Genomic DNA, 20,500 nt, shown 5'->3' on the forward strand with positions numbered 1-20,500 from the left:
TGTGAGAAGCACCTTTGGGCGGCTCTAAAACAATATTCCTTACCCGAAATCTTGAAGCTGAAATTGCGATGGAAATCCACGAGGATGCCGCGGAGACCCATTTGCGTTCCGAAGCACGCAACGCAGTTGGATGTCACCGCAGGCCTCCACGGCAGCTGCTGCAATATTACGCCATCTTCGTCGGCCCATAAGACCTCCATAGGCCAAGACCACCGTATGAGATAGCGCGGCACATCTTATGATATAGCCAAGATTTCTATCTGAACATTCGGCATCCGCAGGTATTTGCAGAGGGTCTGTCTCGCGGTAATCCATGACATTTAGCAAGAACATGCCTCCATAGCCCAACCTCCGTGAATGTCGCGTGAGCTTCTTAGAAGTTGCATCGTCAACAAGATTGGTCGCAGAAGACGGGTTCATACATAACCACATGACCATATTGCCTTCGTCCCAGCGTCGACTCAGGTATGGCCGGTAATTTCCACATTCCGAGAAAACTGCAGAACCTCGAACTCCTGGTTTGAGTTCCCAGTTTCTGCCAAGCGCACGATCAATCTCAACAGTCCCGCTCAGCAAATCAATCACCCAAAGTTTAGCGACCATTCCCAACGGATGATCTTTGCAGATGGCGGTGGATCGGCCAAGGTTCACCTTCATTAAGCTGCATTGCAGCATAACTGGCCGAGCTCGAGTTCCGGAGTGGGATGAAAGCTAAGTGTGTTCAGTTTGAAAAACAACAATCAATGGCACATCCATAATGTCGGGGCTTAGTCCTGAGCCTCATGCCAATCTGCTATCTTCTGGTAAAGTAGACCGATCCACATTTCGAAAAAACAGCACTTCAGCCTCTCCGTCTGGTGTAAATGAGGGATGGTCGTTTTCGTCCATCTCCCAAGTGCCCGGATACCGTATCCGCCATGCTCTATGATGTCGTGCTGGGAATCTGCGAGGCACGACTTTTCCCTTCGTCTTTTGGAAAACTGGCCAATCTCATCTTCGACGCAGCGTACATAGGCATCGCGGCGGCGTTCTGACGCCGGTCCACAGGAGGCCGGCCCTGATGAGAAGGACCATCTGGAATGCCGAAAGATATCGCCAGCCCCTCGCCCTGCGCGGGATTCATCGTTGCCAACTGCGCCGCACTGGCCTGTGCCGCCCGTCTGCTCGGCGGGCAAGCAGCCCTGAAGCGCGCCCAGCGTCTGATCGAGGACTTCTCCCTCGCTCCGCCATTGACACGCCGACTGAACCGGGAACTCGACGCGCTGGAGGACCTGTTGGCCCTGCGCCATGTCCACGATTTCGACCGGGTCGAGGCCGCGCAATTCAGCAAGATCGATCCGCTCGATCCGGCCGTCGAGGAAATCTGTCAGTTGCTCGACGGCTTGCGTGCGGCCCGGGCGGCAGAAGCCACCGCAGGCTGAGCGATCTTGCGCGCCCGGCATATTAAGAACGCCGGGCGCGCCATAAGCCAACGGCAAGTATGTGGCCTCTTTCCTAAAAAAACCGATAGACCACAGATTTCTGCTTCTGCTTAGCCTGAAAGAGCCAACGTCCAGATTACCAGCGCCGAACCCCGAGACATCAACCACCGAGGAGATCATCCGAGCCGCGACACCAACCTGCCGCACGCCCCGACATAGGCCGATCTGACACCAGCAGGAAACGCGTGGCACACGCCACGGGCTGGATGTCGGGAGTGCAAACATGCTCACCACTTCAGCCCCCGTCACGGACAATGACGGGACCACGAAGACCATCGAGGCCGCGCTCGACGCACTCGACTTCCTGCGCCGTCACGGTGCCGGGCTTTGCGATCTCCTCGGGCTTCTGGCCGAGGAGACTGCCTTCGACGCGCTCTGCGATCTGCACGGGCAATCCGGATCCGATCTTCCGGATGTTCGCCGCATTCGGCGGTCACTGAGGTCAATTCGCGCAGCGCTCGCGGCGCGCTCGACCCACGCCAATGACGCCCTGAGCGTCAGAAAAGGCTACTGCGTGGACACATCTGTCCGGTGGTACGGAGCGCGAATCAGCGACTTGCTGGTCGCCTTCCGGTAAATCTCTACGATATCCTCGTACAAGCCGCGGTCTCCCGGACCGCGGCTTTTTTCGTGCGATCATCAACGCCGAGGCGGCTGTGGAGTTCGCGCGCACAAAGACGCGATCGTTTCGGCATCGCACAAACCTGATGTCGCGATCTTGTCAGAGCGGCATCGTATGGGCGGGATTGATCGCCTTCGGACAAGTCCTAACAGCCCATTCCTGTCCGGAAAGTCGAAAGAAATGCGCCGACAGCGTTTTTCGCGCTGTGAATGCGAACCTATGTACTCAGCAAGAGTCGAACTGCCACCACGAGGAGTCAAACGATAACGGAGAACGTCCAGGACATTCAGCTTGCCACTTCTATTTCACGGGCGGGATTACGCTCTGATATCCGCTGGCGGCCCTGAACGGCAAGTCAAAGCCCGCAGTGCCCAGGGCAGACCACGGGTCCACTCAATGCTCCCGCTGAATGGGTGAAATGGTCGTCTATTTCGAAGAACAGACGAGACCAAGCTTGTGGTCTCGGTGGTCACGTTGTGCTTATCAGAATGGCCAAAAAACCATCCAAAAAGGACAAATAGTCCTTTCAATTTCAATACGTGGCAGATCACCCCTTACGCGCATTTGCTGTGGCCGCAGCTTGCGCAGGTCCTGCAGCCTTCGATCATGCGCAGGTCGTAGCTGCCGCAGGCGGGGCAGGCGGGGCCCTTGGGCGGGGCGAGGTTCGTTACCTGTGCCGTGGGGTCGGATTTGAGGCCGAGGCCCTCGCCCGCGAGAAAGCCGATCTGCACCATGTGCCGTTCCAGCACCCCGCCGATGGCGGCGAGGATCGAGGGGATGTATTTGCCGTTCATCCATGCGCCGCCGCGCGGGTCGAACACCGCCTTCAGCTCCTCGACCACAAATGAGACATCGCCCCCGCGCCGGAACACCGCCGAGATCATCCGCGTCAGCGCCACGGTCCAGGCGTAATGCTCCATGTTCTTGGAGTTGATGAACACCTCGAAAGGCCGCCGGTGCCCGTTCAACACGATATCGTTCACCGTCACGTAGATCGCGTGGTTGCTGTCGGGCCACTTGAGCTTGTAGGTCGCGCCTTCGAGTTCGGTGGGCCGGTCGAGCGGGTCGGACATGTAGATCACCTCGCCGCCCTCGGTGGGCATCGCGCCCTCGCCGGGCACCTTGTCGGCGCTCTCGCTCACGCTCAGCACGCTGCCGGTCACGTCATTGGGCCGGTAGGTGGTGCAGCCCTTGCAGCCGGTCTCATAGGCCTGCATGTAGACATCCTTGAACGCCTCGAAACCGATATCCTCGGGGACGTTGATGGTTTTCGAGATGCTGCTGTCGACCCATTTCTGCGCCGCCGCCTGCATCGCCACGTGATCCTCGGGGGCGAGGGTCTGCGCGTTCACGAAATGATCGGGCAGCGGGGCGTCGCCCATCCGGTCACGCCACATCTGCACGGCGTAATCGACCACCTCTTCCTCGCTGCGCGAGCCGTCCTTTTGCAGGACCTTGCGGGTGTAGGAATAGGCAAAGACCGGCTCGATCCCGCTGCTGACATTGCCGGCATAGAGGCTGATCGTGCCGGTGGGGGCGATCGAGGTCAGCAAAGCGTTGCGGATGCCGTGTTCGGCCACCGCCGCGCGCACGTCCTCGTCCATCGCCTGCATCGTACCCGAGGCCAGAAACGCATCGCGGTCAAAGAGCGGGAAAGCGCCCTTTTCCTTCGCCAGTTCTGTGCTTGCCAGATAGGCGGCCCGGGCAATCGCGCGCAGCCAGCTTTCGGTCTGTGCCACGGCATCCTCGGCCCCGTAGCGCAAACCGCACATCAGAAGCGCGTCGGCGAGCCCGGTGACCCCCAGCCCGATGCGCCGCTTGGCCTGTGCTTCGCGCGCCTGCGCCTCGAGCGGAAAGTTCGACGCATCCACGACGTTGTCCATCATCCGCACGGCCAGCCCGACGAGGCGGGCGAGTTCGTCTTCGTCGACCGACGCGCCATCCCCGAACGGATCGCGCACTAGTCGCGCCAGGTTGATCGAGCCAAGCAGGCAGGCGCCATAGGGTGGCAGGGGTTGTTCGCCGCAGGGATTTGTTGCCGCGATCGTCTCGCAATAGGCCAGATTATTGGCCTGATTGATCCGGTCGATGAAGATCACCCCCGGCTCGGCATAATCATAGGTGGCCTGCATGATCCGGTTCCACAGGTCCCGCGCCTGCACGGTGTGATAGACCCGACCGTCGAATTGCAGCTCCCACGGGCCATCGGCCTTGACCGCCTCCATGAAGGCGTCGGTGACCAGAACGCTGAGGTTGAACATGCGCAGCCGGGCGGCGTCGGACTTGGCGGCGATGAACTCCTCGATATCTGGGTGGTCGCAGCGCATGGTGGCCATCATCGCGCCGCGCCGCGATCCGGCGGACATGATCGTGCGGCACATCGCGTCCCACACATCCATGAAGCTGAGCGGCCCGCTGGCATCCGCCGACACGCCCTTAACCACCGCGCCCTTGGGCCGGATCGTCGAGAAATCATAGCCGATGCCGCCGCCCTGCTGCATGGTCAGCGCGGCCTCGCGCAGATTGTCGAAGATGCCGCCCATGTCGTCGGGAATGGTGCCCATGACGAAGCAGTTGAACAGCGTGACCTTGCGCCCGGTGCCCGCGCCTGCCGTGATCCGGCCCGCGGGCAGGAACTTGAAATCCTCGAGGGCGTCGTAGAACCGATCTTCCCAGATGTCCGGTTCGGCCTCGACCTCGGCCAGCGAGCGTGCGATGCGCCGCCATGTGTCCTCGACGCTGGCATCGCCGCCGTCGTCGGTGATGTAGCGGTATTTCATAGTCCAGATCTGTTCCGCGATGGGGGCGGCAAAACGGGTCATGAGCGGCGATTCCCTTGCGTCAGAGGCAGAGAGATACAATAGCCCTCTCGCCTTGAGATTTCCACCATCTCTTGCCCTGCCCGGTGAGACCGCTACGATATATGGAGAAACCAAAGGATTCGCGCGTGGCTCTGCATCTCATCAAACTCAGCGTCGGCACCAAATCGGTCGAAGGGCTGATGGAATGGCATAAAAACCCGCGTGCCAAGTCCCCGGACGGCCATCCCTGTCATGTCACCCGGATGTGGCCAAAGCGCGAGACGGAACTGCTCGACGGCGGGTCGATCTACTGGGTCATTCAGGGGCTTGTGCAATGCCGTCAGCGAATCCTGCGGCTTGACGAGGTGACGGGCGGCGACGGTATCCGCCGCTGCGCCATCGTGCTCGACCCGGTGCTTATACGTACCACGACGGCCACGAGGCGCCCGTTTCAGGGCTGGCGCTATCTGCCGGGGACGGATGCGCCTGCGGATATCGGCCCTGCACGTGCGGGCGATGACAGCCTGCCGCCGGAACTCTCGGCGGCACTGGCGGATATCGGGGTGCTGTGAAGGCTGCCCCAGTCCGGCGCGAACTGACACACGCGTCGCTCACCCGCTATTGACGTTGCGCGACCGTATCGTTCATTGCGCCGCATGCGCCCTGCGCTGATCCTTGTTCCAGACGGACCACGACCCGAAAGGACAAGTGACATGCGCCCCCAACTCCCCTTCATCAGCGTCGCTATCGCCCTCTTGTTCGCGGCCCCGGCCCTCGCCGAGGCCGACGCGCCGAGGTTCGACGTCACGCAGGATCTGAGCTTTGACAGCGCGACGCAGAGCGCGTCCATGGTTGTCTCCACGCAGTCCCGCTCGCCGAGGTGGTCGGCCAACTGGACCGGCGTCTATATCGGCGGGCAGCTAGGATTCGGCAGCGTCGATACTTCGACCGGCGGCGAGGTGCTCTATCACGACTTCGGCAGCTTCAACGGCAGTGGCAACGACATCGAGGCGACCACCGTGCAGATCCGTGCCGCCTACCGTTTCTGACGGGTCATACGGTGGCGCAACCGGCGGGCGCGTCCTCCAGCGTGCCCGCTGTTTTCGGTTCAAGGGGAAGACGTCAGAATTCACTCGATGGTTGCGCGTCAGAGACAGGGTTTTGCGGTTTTCCGCCGATTTTTCGTTAGATTTCAGCGTATCCCTGCCACTCACAGGGTCGTGACCATTCTGGGCGACACATGCCCTTGTCGGCAGTGGTATGGTGACCGATATGCGTCTCAACGGCACGCGCCGTGCCCCGGATCGTGACGCGATTGCGGGGCGTGACAGACCACTGAAAGGACAAAACAATGCTGAAGACAACCACAGCCCTCGCGACAGTGACCGCGATTTTCGCAGCGCCCGCATTCGCAGGCAACGTGACCGAACCGGCCCCTGAGCCGGTAATCGAGGCCCCGGCGCCCGTCCCTGCGGCCCCACTTTCGCCGAATTGGACCGGCTTTTACGGTGGTGGTCAACTTGGCTGGGCCAATGTCGATGCCGACGGGTTCGATGACGATGACAGCCTGATCGGTGGTCTCACCGGTGGCTATGACTACGACTTCCAGAACGGGTTCGTCGTCGGTGCCGGCCTCGACTATGACTTCCTTGATGCCGATATCGGCAATGTCGCAACCGCCGAAGAAGTGTTCCGCGCCAAACTGCGCGGCGGCTACAAGATCGGTCGCGGTCTGGCCTATGCCACCGGCGGCTATGCCTGGGCGGATACCGACAATCTTGGCGACGATGACGGGTATTTCGTCGGTGCCGGGTATGAGCACATGGTGACTGAGCAAGTCTCGCTCGGTGGTGAAGTGCTCTATCACGAGTTCGAAGACTTCAACGGTTCGGGCTCTGACGTCGAAGCGACCACGGTTCAGGCGCGGGCGACCTTCCGCTTCTGATCCGGCTGGATTGAGCACAAGGGGGCGGTCCTTCGGGGCCGCCCTTTTGCGTGGCGGGTGCTAGCCGTGCCTCAGTCGAGATGCAGGCGGTTCTTGAGCGCCCGCAGCGTGTGCCGGTCGGCATCCTCCATCGGGGCCACGCGTGATTTGAAGAGCGTCGCCTGAGATTTCAGGATCATCCCGTCTTCCAATATTTTCAGGTGGTTGGCACGCAGTGTGTCGCCGGTCGAGGTGATGTCGGCGATGGCCTCGGCGGTCTCGTTCTTGACGGTGCCCTCGGTCGCCCCCTGACTGTCGACCAGCTGATAATCCGCGACCCCGTTCTCGCGCAGGAAATCGCGCACGAGGCGGTGATATTTCGTGGCAATGCGCAAGCGAAACCCGTGCTTGAGCCGGAACGCGGCGGCGGCGGCATCAAGGTCGTCGAGATGGCTGACATCGACCCAACAGCGTGGCACCGCGAGCACCAGATCGGCCTGCCCGAAGCCCAGTTCGGCCAGTTCGCCAACCTTGTTTTCCCATTGACCAAGTTTTTCGCGCACCAGATCGGTGCCGGTCACGCCCAGATGAATGCGCCCCGCGGCCAGTTCGCGCGGGATTTCCCCGGCCGACAGCAGGATAAGTTCGACGTTGTCGATGCCCTGGACAAAGCCCGCATATTCACGCTCGGACCCGGCGCGGCCCAGTTCGATGCCGTGCTTGCCGAACCAGTCAAAGGTTTTTTCCATCAGCCGCCCCTTGGACGGCACGCCGAGTTTCAGGGTCATGTCGCACCCCCAAGGCTCAGCACCAGACCGGGGCGGATGACCCCGCCCACGGCTGGAATCTCGCGGCCTTGCCCCAGTTGCCGGGTCAGCGCGTCATAGCGCCCGCCGGTCGCGACGGGGGGCAGGTCGGGGCGTTTTTCCGCATAGAACCCAAAGACAAAGCCGTCGTAATATTCCATCTGCGTGCGCCCGTAGCTGGCCTCGAAATCCAGTTTCGTGATGTCCAGACCGCGCGCCGTCAGCGCCTCCAGTCGTTTGGCCAGCCGGTCCACCGCGCCCTGAATCGCGGGCAGGTCCACGGCGATATCGCGCAGCCGTTCCAGTGCATTGTCGCTCGTCTCGCGCACCGCCAGAACCGCGTCGAGCAGTTCCACCTCGGTGGCCGAGATCGGGGCGGTCTGGGCGTCATCGCGCAGCGCCTTGATCCGGCTAGATATTTCATCCGGGCCGCGCAGCCCGATCATCGGTTCGGCCCTGGCCATCGGCTCTGCTGCGGTCAGAAGCGCCGCGCGCTGATCCGGCACCGGGGATTTGCCCGAGAACCGGTCGATCAGCGCGCGAAACCGGCGGGGCCGCCAGATATGCCGCCGGAGCGCCGCCTTGCGCCGCTCGGTCGTGCGCAGCCCCTCGACCGCCGCCATCAGGATGCCGATATCGCCCGTGGCGGCGCGCAGGCCGAGCGGGCGCAGGATATCGAAGAACATCGAGAACACCTCGGCATCCGCCGATTCGGGCGCGACGCGCTCGAAGATCTCGAAGCCCACTTGCGTGTATTCATTGGCACGGGCCGCATCCTCTTCCTGACGGCGAAATACCTCACCGGAATAGGTGTAGCGCGCGGGTTCCGCGCCGTGCTCCATATGCATCTGCACCACCGGCACGGTGAAATCCGGGCGCAGCATCTGCTCGCCGCGCAGGGCGTCCGAGGTCACGTAGGCGCGGGCGCGGATATCCTCGCCATAAAGATCGAGGAGCACTTCGGCGGGTTGCAGAACGGAGGTTTCAACGGGCAATGCCCCCGCCGCCTCGAAGAGGCCCCGCAGGCGCGCGGCCTCGGCGCGGATTGCGGCACGGTGCGGCATCAGCTTTGCCCCGTCAGGATGTCGCGGACTTTTTCGACCAGTTGGTCGCGCGGCACCTCGTATTGGCTGGGGCGTTCCTTCCACTCTTCCAGCGTCGCGCTTTCGGCGATTTGCGCGCCAAGGATCAGGTCCTTGATCTGCACCACGCCGCGCGCCTTTTCGTCGCCGCCCTCGATGATCGCCACCGGGCTGCTGCGCCGGTCGGCGTATTTCATCTGGTTGCCGAAATTCTTGGGGTTGCCGAGATAGACCTCGGCCCGGATGCCTGCTTGGCGCAACTCGCCGACCATGGCCTGATAATCGGCCATGCGGTCGCGATCCATTACGGTGACGACCACGGGGCCTTGCGCCTCGCCCCCGATGCGGCCCTTTTCGCGCAGAGCGGCGAGGAGGCGGTCGACGCCGATGGAGACACCCACGGCGGGCACCTGCTGCCCGGTGAAGCGCGCGACGAGATCGTCGTAACGCCCCCCGCCCGCGACGCTGCCGAACTGGCGCGGGCGGCCCTTTTCGTCAAGGATTTCAAAGGTCAGTTCGGCCTCGAAGACCGGGCCGGTATAGTAGCCGAGGCCGCGCACGACGGAGGGGTCGATCACGATGCGGTCGGGGCCGTAGCCTTGGGCTTCAAGCAGCGTGGTGATCTCTTCGAGTTCTTTGACGCCTTCAATGCCCCTTTCCGACGTCCCAACCGCTGCGCGCAGGTTGGCAAGCGTTTCGGCAGTACTTTCTCCCTTGGAAGTTAGAAAGACAAGCACCGGATCGGCCTGCGCATCGGAAAGACCCACCCCGTCGATGAATGCCCCCGAGGCGTCTTCACGCCCAGTTGTCAGTAGCTCTCGAACCCCGCTTTCGCCCACCTTGTCGAACTTGTCGATGGTGCGCATAACGGCGTTTCGTATAGCCACATCATAGGCATCTGAAACAGTTGCATCTAAATCCTTTGGATTGGCTTGTATCTTGGTTTTCGCTAGTCCGATACGATCCAACACGCCTTCCAGAACTTTCCGATTGTTCACCCGCACCACGTAGTCACCACGAGGGATGCCGACCTCTTCCAGCGCATCCGCGAGCATGGCGCAGATTTCGGCGTCGGCGGCCATTGACGCGGTGCCCACCGTATCCGCATCGCATTGATAGAACTGCCGAAACCGACCCGGCCCCGGCTTTTCGTTGCGCCAGACCGGCCCCATGGCGTAGCGGCGATACGGCGTCGGCAGGTCGTTGCGGTGCTGGGCATAGACGCGGGCCAGCGGCGCCGTCAGGTCATAGCGCAGCGCCAGCCATTTCTCGTCCTCGTCCTGCCAGGCAAAGACGCCCTCGTTGGGGCGATCCACGTCGGGCAGAAACTTGCCAAGCGCCTCGACCGTCTCCACCGCACTCGATTCCAGCGCGTCGAACCCATAGCGATGATAGACCCCGGCGATGGCGTTCAGCATCGCGGCGCGCTCGGTCACGTCCGCGCCGAAATAATCGCGAAACCCTTTCGGCGTTTCGGCCTTGGGGCGGGGCTGTTTCTTGGGCTTGGCCATGGGTGTCGTCCTTGCGGCGGCTGTCGTGGCGCGGTCTAGCCGAAGGGCTGCGCGGGGGCAAGGCAAGCCGCATGATTGACCGCGCCCGCACGTGCGCGTAAGGCGATGCCATGACCGATCTGGAAGAGAAACTCGCCCATCTCATGCGCAGCGTCGATGACCTGTCGGATGTCATCGCGCGGCAGGACCGCGAGATCGACTGGCTGCGCGGGCGTGTGCAGATGCTGCTGGAGCGCGAGGCGGCGCGGCGGGAGGACAATGAGGGCAGCGTGTTCCTTGGCGACGAGCGCCCGCCGCATTACTGATACGGGGCCTGTGAAGACCCGTGTCACCCCGGACTTGATACGGAGTCTCGTGCGGCTCAGAGATCCCGGGTCAAGCCCGGGATGACGCCCATCAAGGCGTCAGATTTCTTCCACCATCACCACGCCGCTCAGGCTCTTGATCGCGCCCTTGATCTGGGGGGTGACGGGGTATTCCACGCCACTGTCGATCTCGACCTCGCCGGGCAAACCCTCGCCCATCAGGCGGAAATGGATCGGTCCGGGGGCCCCGGCGCGGGCTGATTTGGCTGCCCCCTCCAGCACCGTCGCGACCGATCCGATCACCCCCGGCTGATCGACGAAAATCCGCAAGCCCACCGCCCCGGCATCGGGGACCATCCCGTCGATGGGCTGCACCGAGCGGCAGAGGAGTTTGAGTTGATCGCTCTCCATCGTGGCCTCGGCGCTGATCACGACCTGCGCGCCGGTTTCCAGGAAATCGCGGGATTTCTCGAGCACATCGGAAAAGATAGTGACCTCATACCCGCCCGTGGTGTCGCTGAGTTGCGCAAAGGCAAACCGGTTGCCGCGCGCCGATTTACGTTCCTGCCGCCCGGCGACGACGCCCGCCATCTTGGCCAGAAACGGCCCCTGCTCGGCGCGGGCGGTCACCTCGTCGAGCGTCCTGACCTCCTGTCGCTTGAGCACGGTCATGTAATCGTCGAGCGGGTGGCCCGAGAGGTAGAAGCCGACGGCCTTGAATTCCTCGGTCAGGCGTTCGGCGGGCAGCCAATCCTCGACCGGGACAAGGCGCGGTTCGGGCAGATCCTCACCGGCGTCACCGAAGAGCGAAACCTGCGTCGAATTCTTCTGCTCATGGATCGCGGCGGAATAGTTCATCAGCGCCTCGATGCTCTCGAACACCCGGCGGCGGTTGCGGTCCAGCTCGTCGAAGCCGCCCGCGCGCGCCAGCATTTCAAGCGGCCGCTTGCCGATGCGTTTCAAATCCACCCGCCGGGCCATGTCGTAGAGCGTGGCAAAGGGTTTGTCGCCGCGCCCCTCGACGATCAGCTTCATCGCCTCGACGCCCACGTTCTTGAGCGCGCCAAGCGCGTAGTGCAGCACGCCCTGACGCACCACGAACGTGGCCTCGGACCGGTTCACGCAGGGTGGCAGCCAGTCGAGGCGCAGCCCCTTTTTCACCTCCTGGAAATAGACCGCCAGCTTGTCGGTGAGGTGGATATCGCAGTTCATGACCCCGGCCATGAATTCCACCGGGTGATTGGCCTTGAGCCAAGCGGTCTGATAGCTGACCACCGCGTAGGCGGCGGCGTGGGACTTGTTGAAGCCGTAATTGGCGAATTTATCGAGCAGGTTCCAGACTTCGAGCGCCTTGGCATCGTCGACGCCGTTGTCCTTGGCCCCGGCGATGAATTTGGGCCGTTCGGCATCCATCGCCGCCTGGATCTTCTTGCCCATGGCGCGGCGCAAGAGGTCGGCCCCGCCAAGCGAATAGCCCGCCATTTCCTGCGCGATCTGCATCACCTGTTCCTGGTAGACGATGATGCCCTGCGTCTCGTCGAGGATGTGATCGACCGAGGGGTGCAGGCTATCGCGCGCGCTCAGCCCGTTCTTGACCTCGCAGTATTTCGGGATGTTCTCCATCGGGCCGGGACGGTAGAGCGCGACGAGTGCCACGATATCCTCGATGCAGGTGGGTTTCATCCGCTTGAGCGCGTCCATCATGCCCGAACTTTCCACCTGAAACACGGCGACGGTGCGGGCGCGGGCGTAAAGCTCGTAGGTCTTTTCGTCGTCGAGCGGGATCTGCCCGATATCGTTTTCGGCCCCCGGGAAGGGCTCGTAGATGGTGCTGCCATCGGCGGCGATATGCAGGTCGCGCCCCTCGTTGTGGATCTGCTCGATCGCGTTCTGGATCACGGTCAGGGTTTTCAGACCGAGAAAGTCGAACTTGACCAGACCCGCCTGTTCCACCCATTTCATGTTGAACTGCGTGGCGGGCATGTCGGAGCGCGGATCCTGATAGAGCGGCACCAGTTCATCCAGAGGCCGGTCGCCAATCACCACCCCCGCGGCATGGGTGGAGGCGTTGCGCAACAGCGCCTCGACCTTCATGCCGTAATTCAGCAGCCGGTCCACCACCTCCTCGGATTTCGCGGCCTCACGCAGCCGCTCTTCCTGCGTCAGCGCCTGTGAGATGCTGACCGGTTTGACGCCCTCGACCGGGATCATCTTCGAGAGGCGATCCACCTGCCCATAGGGCATTTGCAGCACCCGCCCGATATCGCGCACGGCGGCCTTGGAGAGCAGGGCACCGAAGGTGATGATCTGCCCCACGCGGTCGCGACCGTATTTTCCTTGCACATACTGGATCACCTCCTCGCGGCGATCCATGCAGAAGTCGATATCGAAGTCGGGCATCGACACCCGCTCGGGGTTGAGGAACCGCTCGAAGAGGAGCGAGTAGCGCAGTGGGTCAAGATCGGTGATGGTGAGCGCATAGGCCACCAGCGAACCCGCGCCGGACCCACGCCCCGGCCCAACCGGAATATCGTGGTCCTTGGCCCATTTGATGAAATCGGCGACGATCAGGAAATAGCCGGGAAAACCCATGCCCTCGATGATGCCAAGCTCGAAATCGAGCCGTTTTTCATAGTCCTCGACCGGGGCGGCATGGGGAATGACGGCAAGCCGCGCCTCAAGCCCCGCGCGTGCCTGACGGCGCAATTCGTCGACCTCGTCATCGGCGAAACGCGGCAGGATCGGGTCGCGCCGGTAGCATCCGAAGGCGCAGCGTTTGGCGATCTCGACAGTGTTCTCCAACGCTTCGGGCAGATCGGCGAAGAGCGTCGCCATCTCTTCCTGCGACTTGAAATAATGCTGAGGGGTCAGGCGGCGGCGCGGCTCGCTCTGATCGACATAGGCCCCATCGGCCACGCAGAGGAGCGCATCATGCGCCTCGTACATGTCCGGTGTCTCGAAATAGACGTCATTGGTCGCCACCAGCGGCAGGTCCATCGCATAGGCCATCTCGATCAGGCCGCGCTCGGTCAGTCGCTCGGATTCCGGTGCGCCGCTCTCGCCCGGGTGGCGCTGCAATTCGACATAGAGCCGGTCGCCATAGCCTGCTGCCAGCCGCCCCATCAACGCCTCGGCTGCCGGGCGCTGCCCACCCTGCAAGAGCCGCCCCACCGGGCCGTCGGGCCCGCCGGTCAAGCATATCACGCCTTCGGCATGGTGCTCCAGCTCCTCGACCGTGATGTGCGCCACCTGCCCGTCGCCGCGCAGGTAGAGGCAGGAATTGAGCTTCATCAGGTTCTCGTAGCCACGTTCGTTCTGGGCCAGAAGGACCACGGGTGAGGGCGGCTTGATCCGCTCTCCGGGGCTGGTGGCGACATATTCGAGGTCGACCTGACAGCCCATGATCGGCTGCACGCCCGCCGCTTGCGCAGAGACGGAAAACTCTAGGGCTGCAAACATGTTGCCGGTGTCGGTGACGGCCACGGCGGGCATGCCCGCCGCCTCGCACAGGCCGGGCAGTTTCTTGAGCCGCACCGCCCCTTCGAGCAGGGAATATTCGGTGTGGACACGCAGGTGAATGAATCGGGGATTGGCGCTCATGAGGGTAACCTTACTGAGGGCGCGCGCGAAACAAAAGACTTGCCAAACGCCGGTTCGACCGTTTTCATCGAAGACCGACAGGACAGGCCCGCCGCCTTCTACGCCGCATCGAAGGTCAGGCACATCACGGGCAGGTATTCGGTAAGGCGGCAGGCACCGGACATGACCCTCACGTTTCTTCTGAACGGAGAGTGCGTGGATGCGGGGGGCCTTCCCCCGACCACGACCCTGCTCGACTGGCTGCGCGAGGTGCGCGGCCTCACCGCCACCAAGGAGGGCTGCAACGAAGGCGATTGCGGCGCCTGCACGGTGATCGTCAGCGACGAGACCGGCGCGCGCCCGCTCAACGCCTGTATCCTCTTGCTGCCGCAGCTGCAGGGCAAGGCGGTGCGCACCGTCGAAGGCATCAGCGGGCCGGATGGCGCGCTGCACCCGGTGCAAGAGGCGATGATCGAGTGCCACGGCTCGCAATGCGGCTTTTGCACGCCGGGCTTCATCGCCTCCATGGCCTGCGCGCATATGAATGGCGAGACCGATCACGACCGCGCGCTTGCCGGCAATCTCTGTCGCTGCACCGGCTACGCCCCCATCCTGCGCGCCGCCCGCGCCGCCGAGAATGCGCCGGTGCCGGACTGGATGCGCGACGACCCTGGTTTCTTCTTGGCAGAAATACTCTCGGGGGGGCCCGAAGGGCGGGGGGCGGACAGCCCCCCTCGGGCGTGGCGCCCAAAAACCACGGATGAGCTGGCGCGGCTCTTTGCCGCTCATCCGCACGCCACGCTGATTGCCGGGGCGACGGATGTGGGGCTTTGGGTGACCAAGCAGTTGCGCGATCTGGAGAGGCCGATTTTCCTGAACGGTTGTGCCGATCTACAGGCAGTCGAGATCAGTGACACCGAGATCCGCCTCGGTGCCGGTCTGACCATCGCCCGGCTGATGGAGGTGATCGCGCAGCATCACCCGTCCTATGCGGCGATGCTGCGGCGCTACGGCTCCGAGCAGGTGCGCGCGGCGGCGACGCTGGGGGGCAATATCGCCAATGGCTCGCCCATCGGCGACAACGCGCCCGCGTTGATCGCGCTGGGTGCGACACTGCATCTGCGTCACTGCGATACCCGCCGCGCGATGCCGTTGGAGGATTTCTTTCTGGACTACGGCAAGCAGGACCGCGGCCCTGGAGAGTTTGTCGAGGCGGTGAGCTTGCCACGTCAACCCGACCGGCTGCGCTGTTACAAGGTCTCCAAGCGGTTCGATCAGGACATCTCGGCGGTTCTCGGCTGTTTCAACATCACCGTCAAGGAGGGCCATGTGCGCGCCGCGCGCATCGGTTTCGGCGGCATGGCGGGCATTCCCAAGCGCGCCACCCATGTCGAGGCGGCGCTATTGGGCCAGCCCTGGACGGAGGCGACCATCGACGCCGCGCAGGAGGCCTGGGCCGAGGATTTCGCACCGCTTTCGGATATGCGCGCCTCTGCGGACTACCGCCTGAGCGTCGCGGGCAATCTCCTGCGGCGCTATTTCTTCGAGGATCAGGGCGCAGCCATCTCGGTGCAGGAGGTGCGGGCATGAGCGTGGCCAAACCGCTTCCGCATGACGCCGCCCGCCTGCATGTGACGGGCGCTGCGCGTTATGTCGACGATATCCCCACCCCGCGCGGCACGCTGCATCTGGCCTTTGGCCTGAGCGCGATTGCATGCGGGCGGGTGACCGGGATGGATCTGGCAGCCGTGCGTGAGAGCGCCGGTGTGGTGGCGGTGCTGACGGCCGCCGATCTGCCGCACGGTGCCGATTGCTCGCCCTCGGCGCATGACGAGCCGCTGCTTTGCACCGGCGCGGTGCAGTATCACGGCCAGCCGCTGTTTCTGGTCATCGCCGAGAGCCACCTTGCCGCGCGCCGCGCGGCGCGGCAGGCGGAGGTTGCCTATGATGAGGCTACGCCGATCCTCACCATCGACGACGCCCTCGCCGCTGACAGCCGTTTCGAAGAGGGGCCGCGCGTCTATGCCAAGGGCGACGCAGGGTCAGCCATCGCTACCGCGCCGCACCGGATCGACGGGGTCATCGAGATGGGCGGGCAGGAGCATTTCTATCTCGAAGGCCAGGCCGCCCTCGCCCTGCCGCAGGAAGGCGGCGACATGGTGGTGCATGCCTCGACCCAACATCCATCGGAGGTGCAGCACAAGGTGGCCGATGCCATCGGGCAGCCCATGCATGCCGTGCGGGTCGAAACGCGGCGCATGGGCGGCGGGTTTGGCGGCAAGGAAAGCCAGGCCAATGCGCTGGCCGTCGCCTGTGCCGTCGCGGCGATGGCGACAGGGCGGCCCTGCAAGATGCGCTATGACCGCGACGACGATATGGTGATCACCGGCAAGCGGCATGAGTTCCGCATCACCTATCGCGTGGGCTTTGACGCCGACGGGCGGCTCAAAGGGGTGGAGTTCGTCCATTACGCGCGCTGCGGCTGGAGCCAGGACCTGTCGCTGCCGGTGGCCGACCGTGCGATGCTGCATGCCGACAATGCCTATCACCTGCCTGCTGCCCGGATCGAGAGCCACCGGTTGCGCACCAATACTGCCTCGGCCACGGCCTTTCGCGGGTTCGGCGGGCCGCAGGGGATGCTCGGGATCGAGCGGGTGATGGACCATGTGGCGCATGAGCTGGGGCTTGATCCGCTCGCGGTGCGGCAGCGGAACTACTATGCGGCAGCGGATGGAGGGGGGCTGTCCGCCCCCCGCGCTGCGCTTCCCCCCGAGAGTATTTCCGCCAAAAAGAAACAGTGCACGCCCTATGGGCAGGAGGTGGAGGATTTCATCCTGCATGAGATGACCGACGTGCTGGTCGAGACATCCGACTATCACGCCCGGCGCGCGGCGGTGGCGGAGTGGAACGCGCGTAACCCGGTGCTCCGGAAGGGGATCGCGCTCAGCCCGGTGAAGTTCGGGATTTCCTTCACGCTCAGCCATCTCAATCAGGCGGGCGCGCTGGTGCATGTCTATCAGGACGGCTCGGTGCAGCTAAATCACGGCGGCACTGAGATGGGGCAGGGCCTGTTTCAGAAGGTGGCGCAGGTGGCGGCCGCGCGGTTCGGCCTGCCGCTGAAGGCGGTCAGGATCACCGCCACCGATACCGGCAAGGTGCCCAATACCTCGGCCACGGCGGCAAGTTCGGGCAGTGACCTGAACGGCATGGCGGTGCAGGTCGCTTGTGACACCATACGAGAGCGAATGGCGGAGTTCCTTGCGCGCTATCATCAGGAGGTGCCCGAGGCCGTGACATTCGACGGCGGCACGGTGCGTGTTAGCGCACATGAGATGAGTTTCGCGCAGGCCGCGCGGCTGTGTTACGAGCATCGCATCAGCCTGTCCTCGACCGGGTTCTACAAGACGCCCAAGCTGGCCTGGGACCGGATCAGGGGGCAGGGCCGCCCGTTCTATTATTTCGCCTATGGCGCGGCGGTGACTGAGGTGGTGCTCGATTCGCTGACGGGCGAGAACCGCATCCTGCGCGCGGACATCCTGCACGATTGCGGCACCTCGCTGAACCCCGCGCTCGATATCGGGCAGATCGAAGGCGGATATGTGCAGGGCGCGGGCTGGCTAACCATGGAGGAACTGGTCTGGGATAAGGCCGGGCGGCTGCGCACGCATGCGCCGTCGACATACAAGATCCCGGCCTTTTCGGATCGGCCGGAGGTGTTCAATGTCGCGCTATGGGAGGGGCAAAACCGGGAAGAGACGATCTACCGCTCCAAGGCCGTGGGCGAGCCGCCCTTGATGCTGGGCATCTCGGCCTTTCTGGCGCTCTCGGATGCGGTGGCGTCCTGTGGCACGGGCTATCCGGCGCTCGACGCCCCCGCGACGCCGGAGCAAATCTTGCGGGCTGTGGAGAGGATGCGCGCATGAGCTTTGATCTGGATGCCGTACACGCAGCGGTCGCGCAATATGGCCGGGTGACACGGGTGGTGATCGCGGCGACCCATGGCTCTGCCCCGCGCGAGGTGGGGGCGGCGATGCTGGTCTGGGACGAGGGACAATCGGGTACCGTGGGCGGCGGGGCGCTGGAATATGAACTGGCGCGTGCCGCGCGGGCGCAAGTCGTACCCACCTGCCTGAGCCGCCATGCGCTGGGCCCCGATATGGGGCAATGCTGCGGTGGCGCGGTGGAGGTGGTGAGCGAGGTTTATGATGCTGCGCGGCTTGCCACATTGGAGGGGCGCGACGTGATTGCACGCCCCGTCACGGGCGGCGATGACACCCCGCTCGCGGTGCGGCGCAGGCTGGCGCGGGCGCGGGACCGGGGCGAGTTGCCCGCGCCGCAACTGATCGAGGGCTGGATGGTCGAGCCGGTGCGCCCGCGCGCAGCCCCGCTCTGGATCTGGGGGGCGGGGCATGTCGGGCGCGCGCTTGCCGCGACACTCGCCCCGCTGCCCGATTTTCGCGTCACCTGGGCCGATACCGGCGCGGCGCGGTTTCCGGCTGTGGTGCCGGACGGTGTCACGGTCTGGCCCGCCCCCAACCTGCCCACGCTTGTCGCGCATGCCCCGCGCGAGGCGCAGCACCTGATCGTCACCTATTCGCACGCGCTTGACCTGGCGCTTTGTCATGCCCTTTTGCAGCACGGTTTCGCAGGTTGCGGGCTGATCGGGTCGGCGACCAAATGGGCGCGGTTCCGCAAGCGTCTGGTGGCCCTTGGCCATGCGCCTGCCGAAATCGCGCGCATCGACTGCCCGATCGGTGAGCCAAGCCTTGGCAAACACCCGCAGGCCATTGCCGTCGGCACCGCCACTGCGTTACTGAAGAGGCAACAAACACCTGCCGCCCGCCATCAGGGGACAACCGCGTGACGACGCCGCTGCTCAGTATTTCGGGCCTGACCAAGGCCTATCCCGGCGTCGTCGCCAATGACGCCGTGTCCTTCGATATCATGGAGGGCGAGGTGCATGCGCTGTTGGGTGAGAACGGCGCGGGCAAATCGACGCTGGTCAAGATGATCTATGGGTTGGTGAAGCCCGATAGCGGCGCGATGGCCCTGCACGGCGCGCCCTACGCCCCGCCCGATCCGCATGCGGCGCGCAAGGCGGGCGTGGCGATGGTGTTTCAGCATTTCTCGCTCTTCGAGGCGATGAGCGTGGCCGAGAACGTGGCGCTCGGCATGGAAGAGCCGCCGCGCCTGCGCGACCTTGCCACGCGGATCAGGGATGTGTCGGAGACCTACGGCCTGCCGCTCGATCCGGGGCGGATTGTCGGCGATCTGTCGGCGGGCGAGCGGCAGCGGGTCGAGATCATCCGCTGCCTGTTGCAGGACCCGCGCCTGTTGATCATGGACGAGCCGACGAGCGTGCTGACCCCGCAGGAGGTGGAAATCCTGTTCCAGACCCTGCGCAAGTTGAGCGCCGAAGGGGTGGCGATCCTCTATATCTCGCACAAGCTGGAGGAAATCCGCAGCCTGTGCGATCAGGCGACGATCCTGCGGCAGGGGCGCAACGTGGGCACCTGTCTGCCGCGCGAGACCTCGGCACGCGAAATGGCCGAGATGATGGTCGGATCGAGCTTTGCCGCGCCGGAACGCGCGCCCCGCGCGCCGGGGGAGGTGGCGCTTGAGATCACCGGGCTTTCGGTGGCCTCGCCCTCGGCCTTCGGCACCGCGCTCAAGGATATTCACCTGAGCGTGCAGGCAGGCGAGATATTGGGCCTTGGCGGGGTGGCGGGGAACGGGCAGGACGAGTTGTTGGCGGCGCTGTCGGGGGAATTGCCGAGCGACGCCGGGGCGATCCGGCTCAATGGCACGCCCATCGGCCGGTTTGGTCCGACCGCGCGGCGCGAATTGGGCCTGCTGGCTGCGCCCGAGGAACGGTTGGGCCATGCCGCCGCCCCGGATATGAGCCTGACGGAAAACGCGTTTCTGACGGGTGCGCAGCGCGAGGGGCTGACCGCGCGCGGGTTTATCCGCTGGACTGCGTCACGGGCGTTTGCGCGTGCCATCATCGAGCGGTTTGATGTGCGCACACCGGGGCCGGATGTGGCGGCGCGGGCGCTGTCGGGCGGCAACCTGCAGAAATTCGTGATCGGGCGCGAGGTGCTGCAACGCCCCAGAGTGCTGGTGGTCAATCAGCCGACATGGGGTGTGGATGCCGCCGCCGCCGCTGCGATCCGGCAGGCGCTGCTCAATCTGGCGGCCAATGGGGCCGCGATCCTCTGCATTAGTCAGGATCTGGATGAGTTGATGGAAATATCCGACCGGTTCGGCGCGCTCAACGAGGGGCGGTTGTCGGAGATCCGGCCTGCGCAGGACCTGAACGTCGAGGAGATCGGCCTGATGATGGGCGGCGCGCATGGCATGGAGGTAGCGCATGTCTGAGCCGTCGGATT

At 64.0% G+C, this 20,500-nt stretch carries 16 protein-coding genes; 10 read left to right on the forward strand and 6 right to left on the reverse strand.

Annotated features, from left to right (window positions below):
- Positions 1-39: 39 nt before the first annotated feature.
- Positions 40-675 (reverse strand): DUF1643 domain-containing protein, encoded by a 636-nt coding sequence (locus PVU19_RS19375; RefSeq protein ID WP_082237515.1) that lies wholly within the window; start codon positions 673-675, stop codon positions 40-42.
- 404 nt (positions 676-1,079) lie between these two features.
- Here PVU19_RS19375 and PVU19_RS01700 point away from each other — a divergent pair, with 404 nt between their 5' ends.
- Positions 1,080-1,421: a hypothetical protein gene (locus PVU19_RS01700; RefSeq protein ID WP_050662321.1), complete on the forward strand. Its 342-nt coding sequence runs from the start codon at positions 1,080-1,082 to the stop codon at positions 1,419-1,421.
- A 283-nt stretch (positions 1,422-1,704) separates the two neighbouring features.
- Positions 1,705-2,058, forward strand: a complete 354-nt coding sequence (locus PVU19_RS01705) for a hypothetical protein (RefSeq protein WP_050662320.1) — start codon at positions 1,705-1,707, stop codon at positions 2,056-2,058.
- Between the two features lie 599 nt (positions 2,059-2,657).
- Here the strand turns inward: PVU19_RS01705 and PVU19_RS01710 are convergent.
- Positions 2,658-4,925: an adenosylcobalamin-dependent ribonucleoside-diphosphate reductase gene (locus PVU19_RS01710; protein ID WP_050662319.1), complete on the reverse strand. Its 2,268-nt coding sequence runs from the start codon at positions 4,923-4,925 to the stop codon at positions 2,658-2,660.
- 101 nt (positions 4,926-5,026) lie between these two features.
- Here PVU19_RS01710 and PVU19_RS01715 point away from each other — a divergent pair, with 101 nt between their 5' ends.
- The 3 genes from PVU19_RS01715 to PVU19_RS01725 all read left to right on the forward strand — a co-directional run bounded on the left by PVU19_RS01715 (position 5,027) and on the right by PVU19_RS01725 (position 6,849).
- Complete coding sequence (locus PVU19_RS01715) at positions 5,027-5,476, forward strand: DUF1489 family protein (protein WP_050662318.1); 450 nt, start codon at positions 5,027-5,029, stop codon at positions 5,474-5,476.
- A 141-nt stretch (positions 5,477-5,617) separates the two neighbouring features.
- Positions 5,618-5,953 carry a hypothetical protein gene (locus tag PVU19_RS01720; protein ID WP_050662317.1) on the forward strand — a complete coding sequence of 112 codons (336 nt, stop codon included), beginning with the start codon at positions 5,618-5,620 and terminating at the stop codon, positions 5,951-5,953.
- 302 nt (positions 5,954-6,255) lie between these two features.
- Positions 6,256-6,849 carry an outer membrane protein gene (locus PVU19_RS01725; protein WP_050662316.1) on the forward strand — a complete coding sequence of 198 codons (594 nt, stop codon included), beginning with the start codon at positions 6,256-6,258 and terminating at the stop codon, positions 6,847-6,849.
- Positions 6,850-6,920: 71 nt separating this feature from the next.
- Here PVU19_RS01725 and hisG read toward each other — a convergent pair whose 3' ends face one another.
- From hisG to hisS, 3 genes are read right to left on the reverse strand one after another with little or no spacing between them, the layout of a single operon-like run.
- On the reverse strand, positions 6,921-7,616 hold the full coding sequence (hisG, locus tag PVU19_RS01730; protein WP_050662315.1) for an ATP phosphoribosyltransferase: 696 nt from the start codon (positions 7,614-7,616) through the stop codon (positions 6,921-6,923).
- The gene (locus tag PVU19_RS01735; protein WP_050662314.1) at positions 7,613-8,698 is read right to left on the reverse strand and encodes an ATP phosphoribosyltransferase regulatory subunit; all 1,086 of its coding nucleotides are present in this window, start codon (positions 8,696-8,698) and stop codon (positions 7,613-7,615) included. The genes hisG and PVU19_RS01735 overlap by 4 nt, the downstream gene beginning before the upstream one ends.
- The gene (gene hisS / locus PVU19_RS01740; protein WP_050662313.1) at positions 8,698-10,227 is read right to left on the reverse strand and encodes a histidine--tRNA ligase; all 1,530 of its coding nucleotides are present in this window, start codon (positions 10,225-10,227) and stop codon (positions 8,698-8,700) included. Before hisS ends, PVU19_RS01735 begins: the two co-directional genes overlap by 1 nt.
- A 110-nt stretch (positions 10,228-10,337) precedes the next feature.
- Between hisS and PVU19_RS01745 the strand changes: the two genes are divergently transcribed.
- Positions 10,338-10,532 (forward strand): SlyX family protein, encoded by a 195-nt coding sequence (locus PVU19_RS01745; protein WP_050662312.1) that lies wholly within the window; start codon positions 10,338-10,340, stop codon positions 10,530-10,532.
- A 99-nt stretch (positions 10,533-10,631) separates the two neighbouring features.
- Here the strand turns inward: PVU19_RS01745 and dnaE are convergent, their stop codons facing one another.
- Positions 10,632-14,132 carry a DNA polymerase III subunit alpha gene (gene dnaE, locus PVU19_RS01750; protein WP_050662311.1) on the reverse strand — a complete coding sequence of 1,167 codons (3,501 nt, stop codon included), beginning with the start codon at positions 14,130-14,132 and terminating at the stop codon, positions 10,632-10,634.
- A 162-nt stretch (positions 14,133-14,294) separates the two neighbouring features.
- On the opposite strand from dnaE, the gene xdhA reads away from it, so the two are divergent.
- The 4 genes from xdhA to PVU19_RS01770 are packed head-to-tail and all read left to right on the forward strand — an operon-like array spanning position 14,295 to position 20,489.
- On the forward strand, positions 14,295-15,701 hold the full coding sequence (gene xdhA / locus PVU19_RS01755; protein ID WP_050662310.1) for a xanthine dehydrogenase small subunit: 1,407 nt from the start codon (positions 14,295-14,297) through the stop codon (positions 15,699-15,701).
- Positions 15,698-18,034 (forward strand): xanthine dehydrogenase molybdopterin binding subunit, encoded by a 2,337-nt coding sequence (gene xdhB / locus PVU19_RS01760; RefSeq protein WP_050662309.1) that lies wholly within the window; start codon positions 15,698-15,700, stop codon positions 18,032-18,034. The genes xdhA and xdhB overlap by 4 nt, the downstream gene beginning before the upstream one ends.
- Positions 18,031-18,975, forward strand: coding sequence for a xanthine dehydrogenase accessory protein XdhC (xdhC, locus tag PVU19_RS01765; RefSeq protein ID WP_050662308.1), 945 nt, complete (start codon positions 18,031-18,033; stop codon positions 18,973-18,975). Before xdhB ends, xdhC begins: the two co-directional genes overlap by 4 nt.
- Positions 18,972-20,489: an ABC transporter ATP-binding protein gene (locus PVU19_RS01770; protein WP_050662307.1), complete on the forward strand. Its 1,518-nt coding sequence runs from the start codon at positions 18,972-18,974 to the stop codon at positions 20,487-20,489. Before xdhC ends, PVU19_RS01770 begins: the two co-directional genes overlap by 4 nt.
- Positions 20,490-20,500 lie beyond the last annotated feature (11 nt).

Origin of the sequence: Roseovarius tolerans, from assembly GCF_028885395.1 — a bacterium.
Taxonomy (GTDB): domain Bacteria; phylum Pseudomonadota; class Alphaproteobacteria; order Rhodobacterales; family Rhodobacteraceae; genus Roseovarius; species Roseovarius tolerans.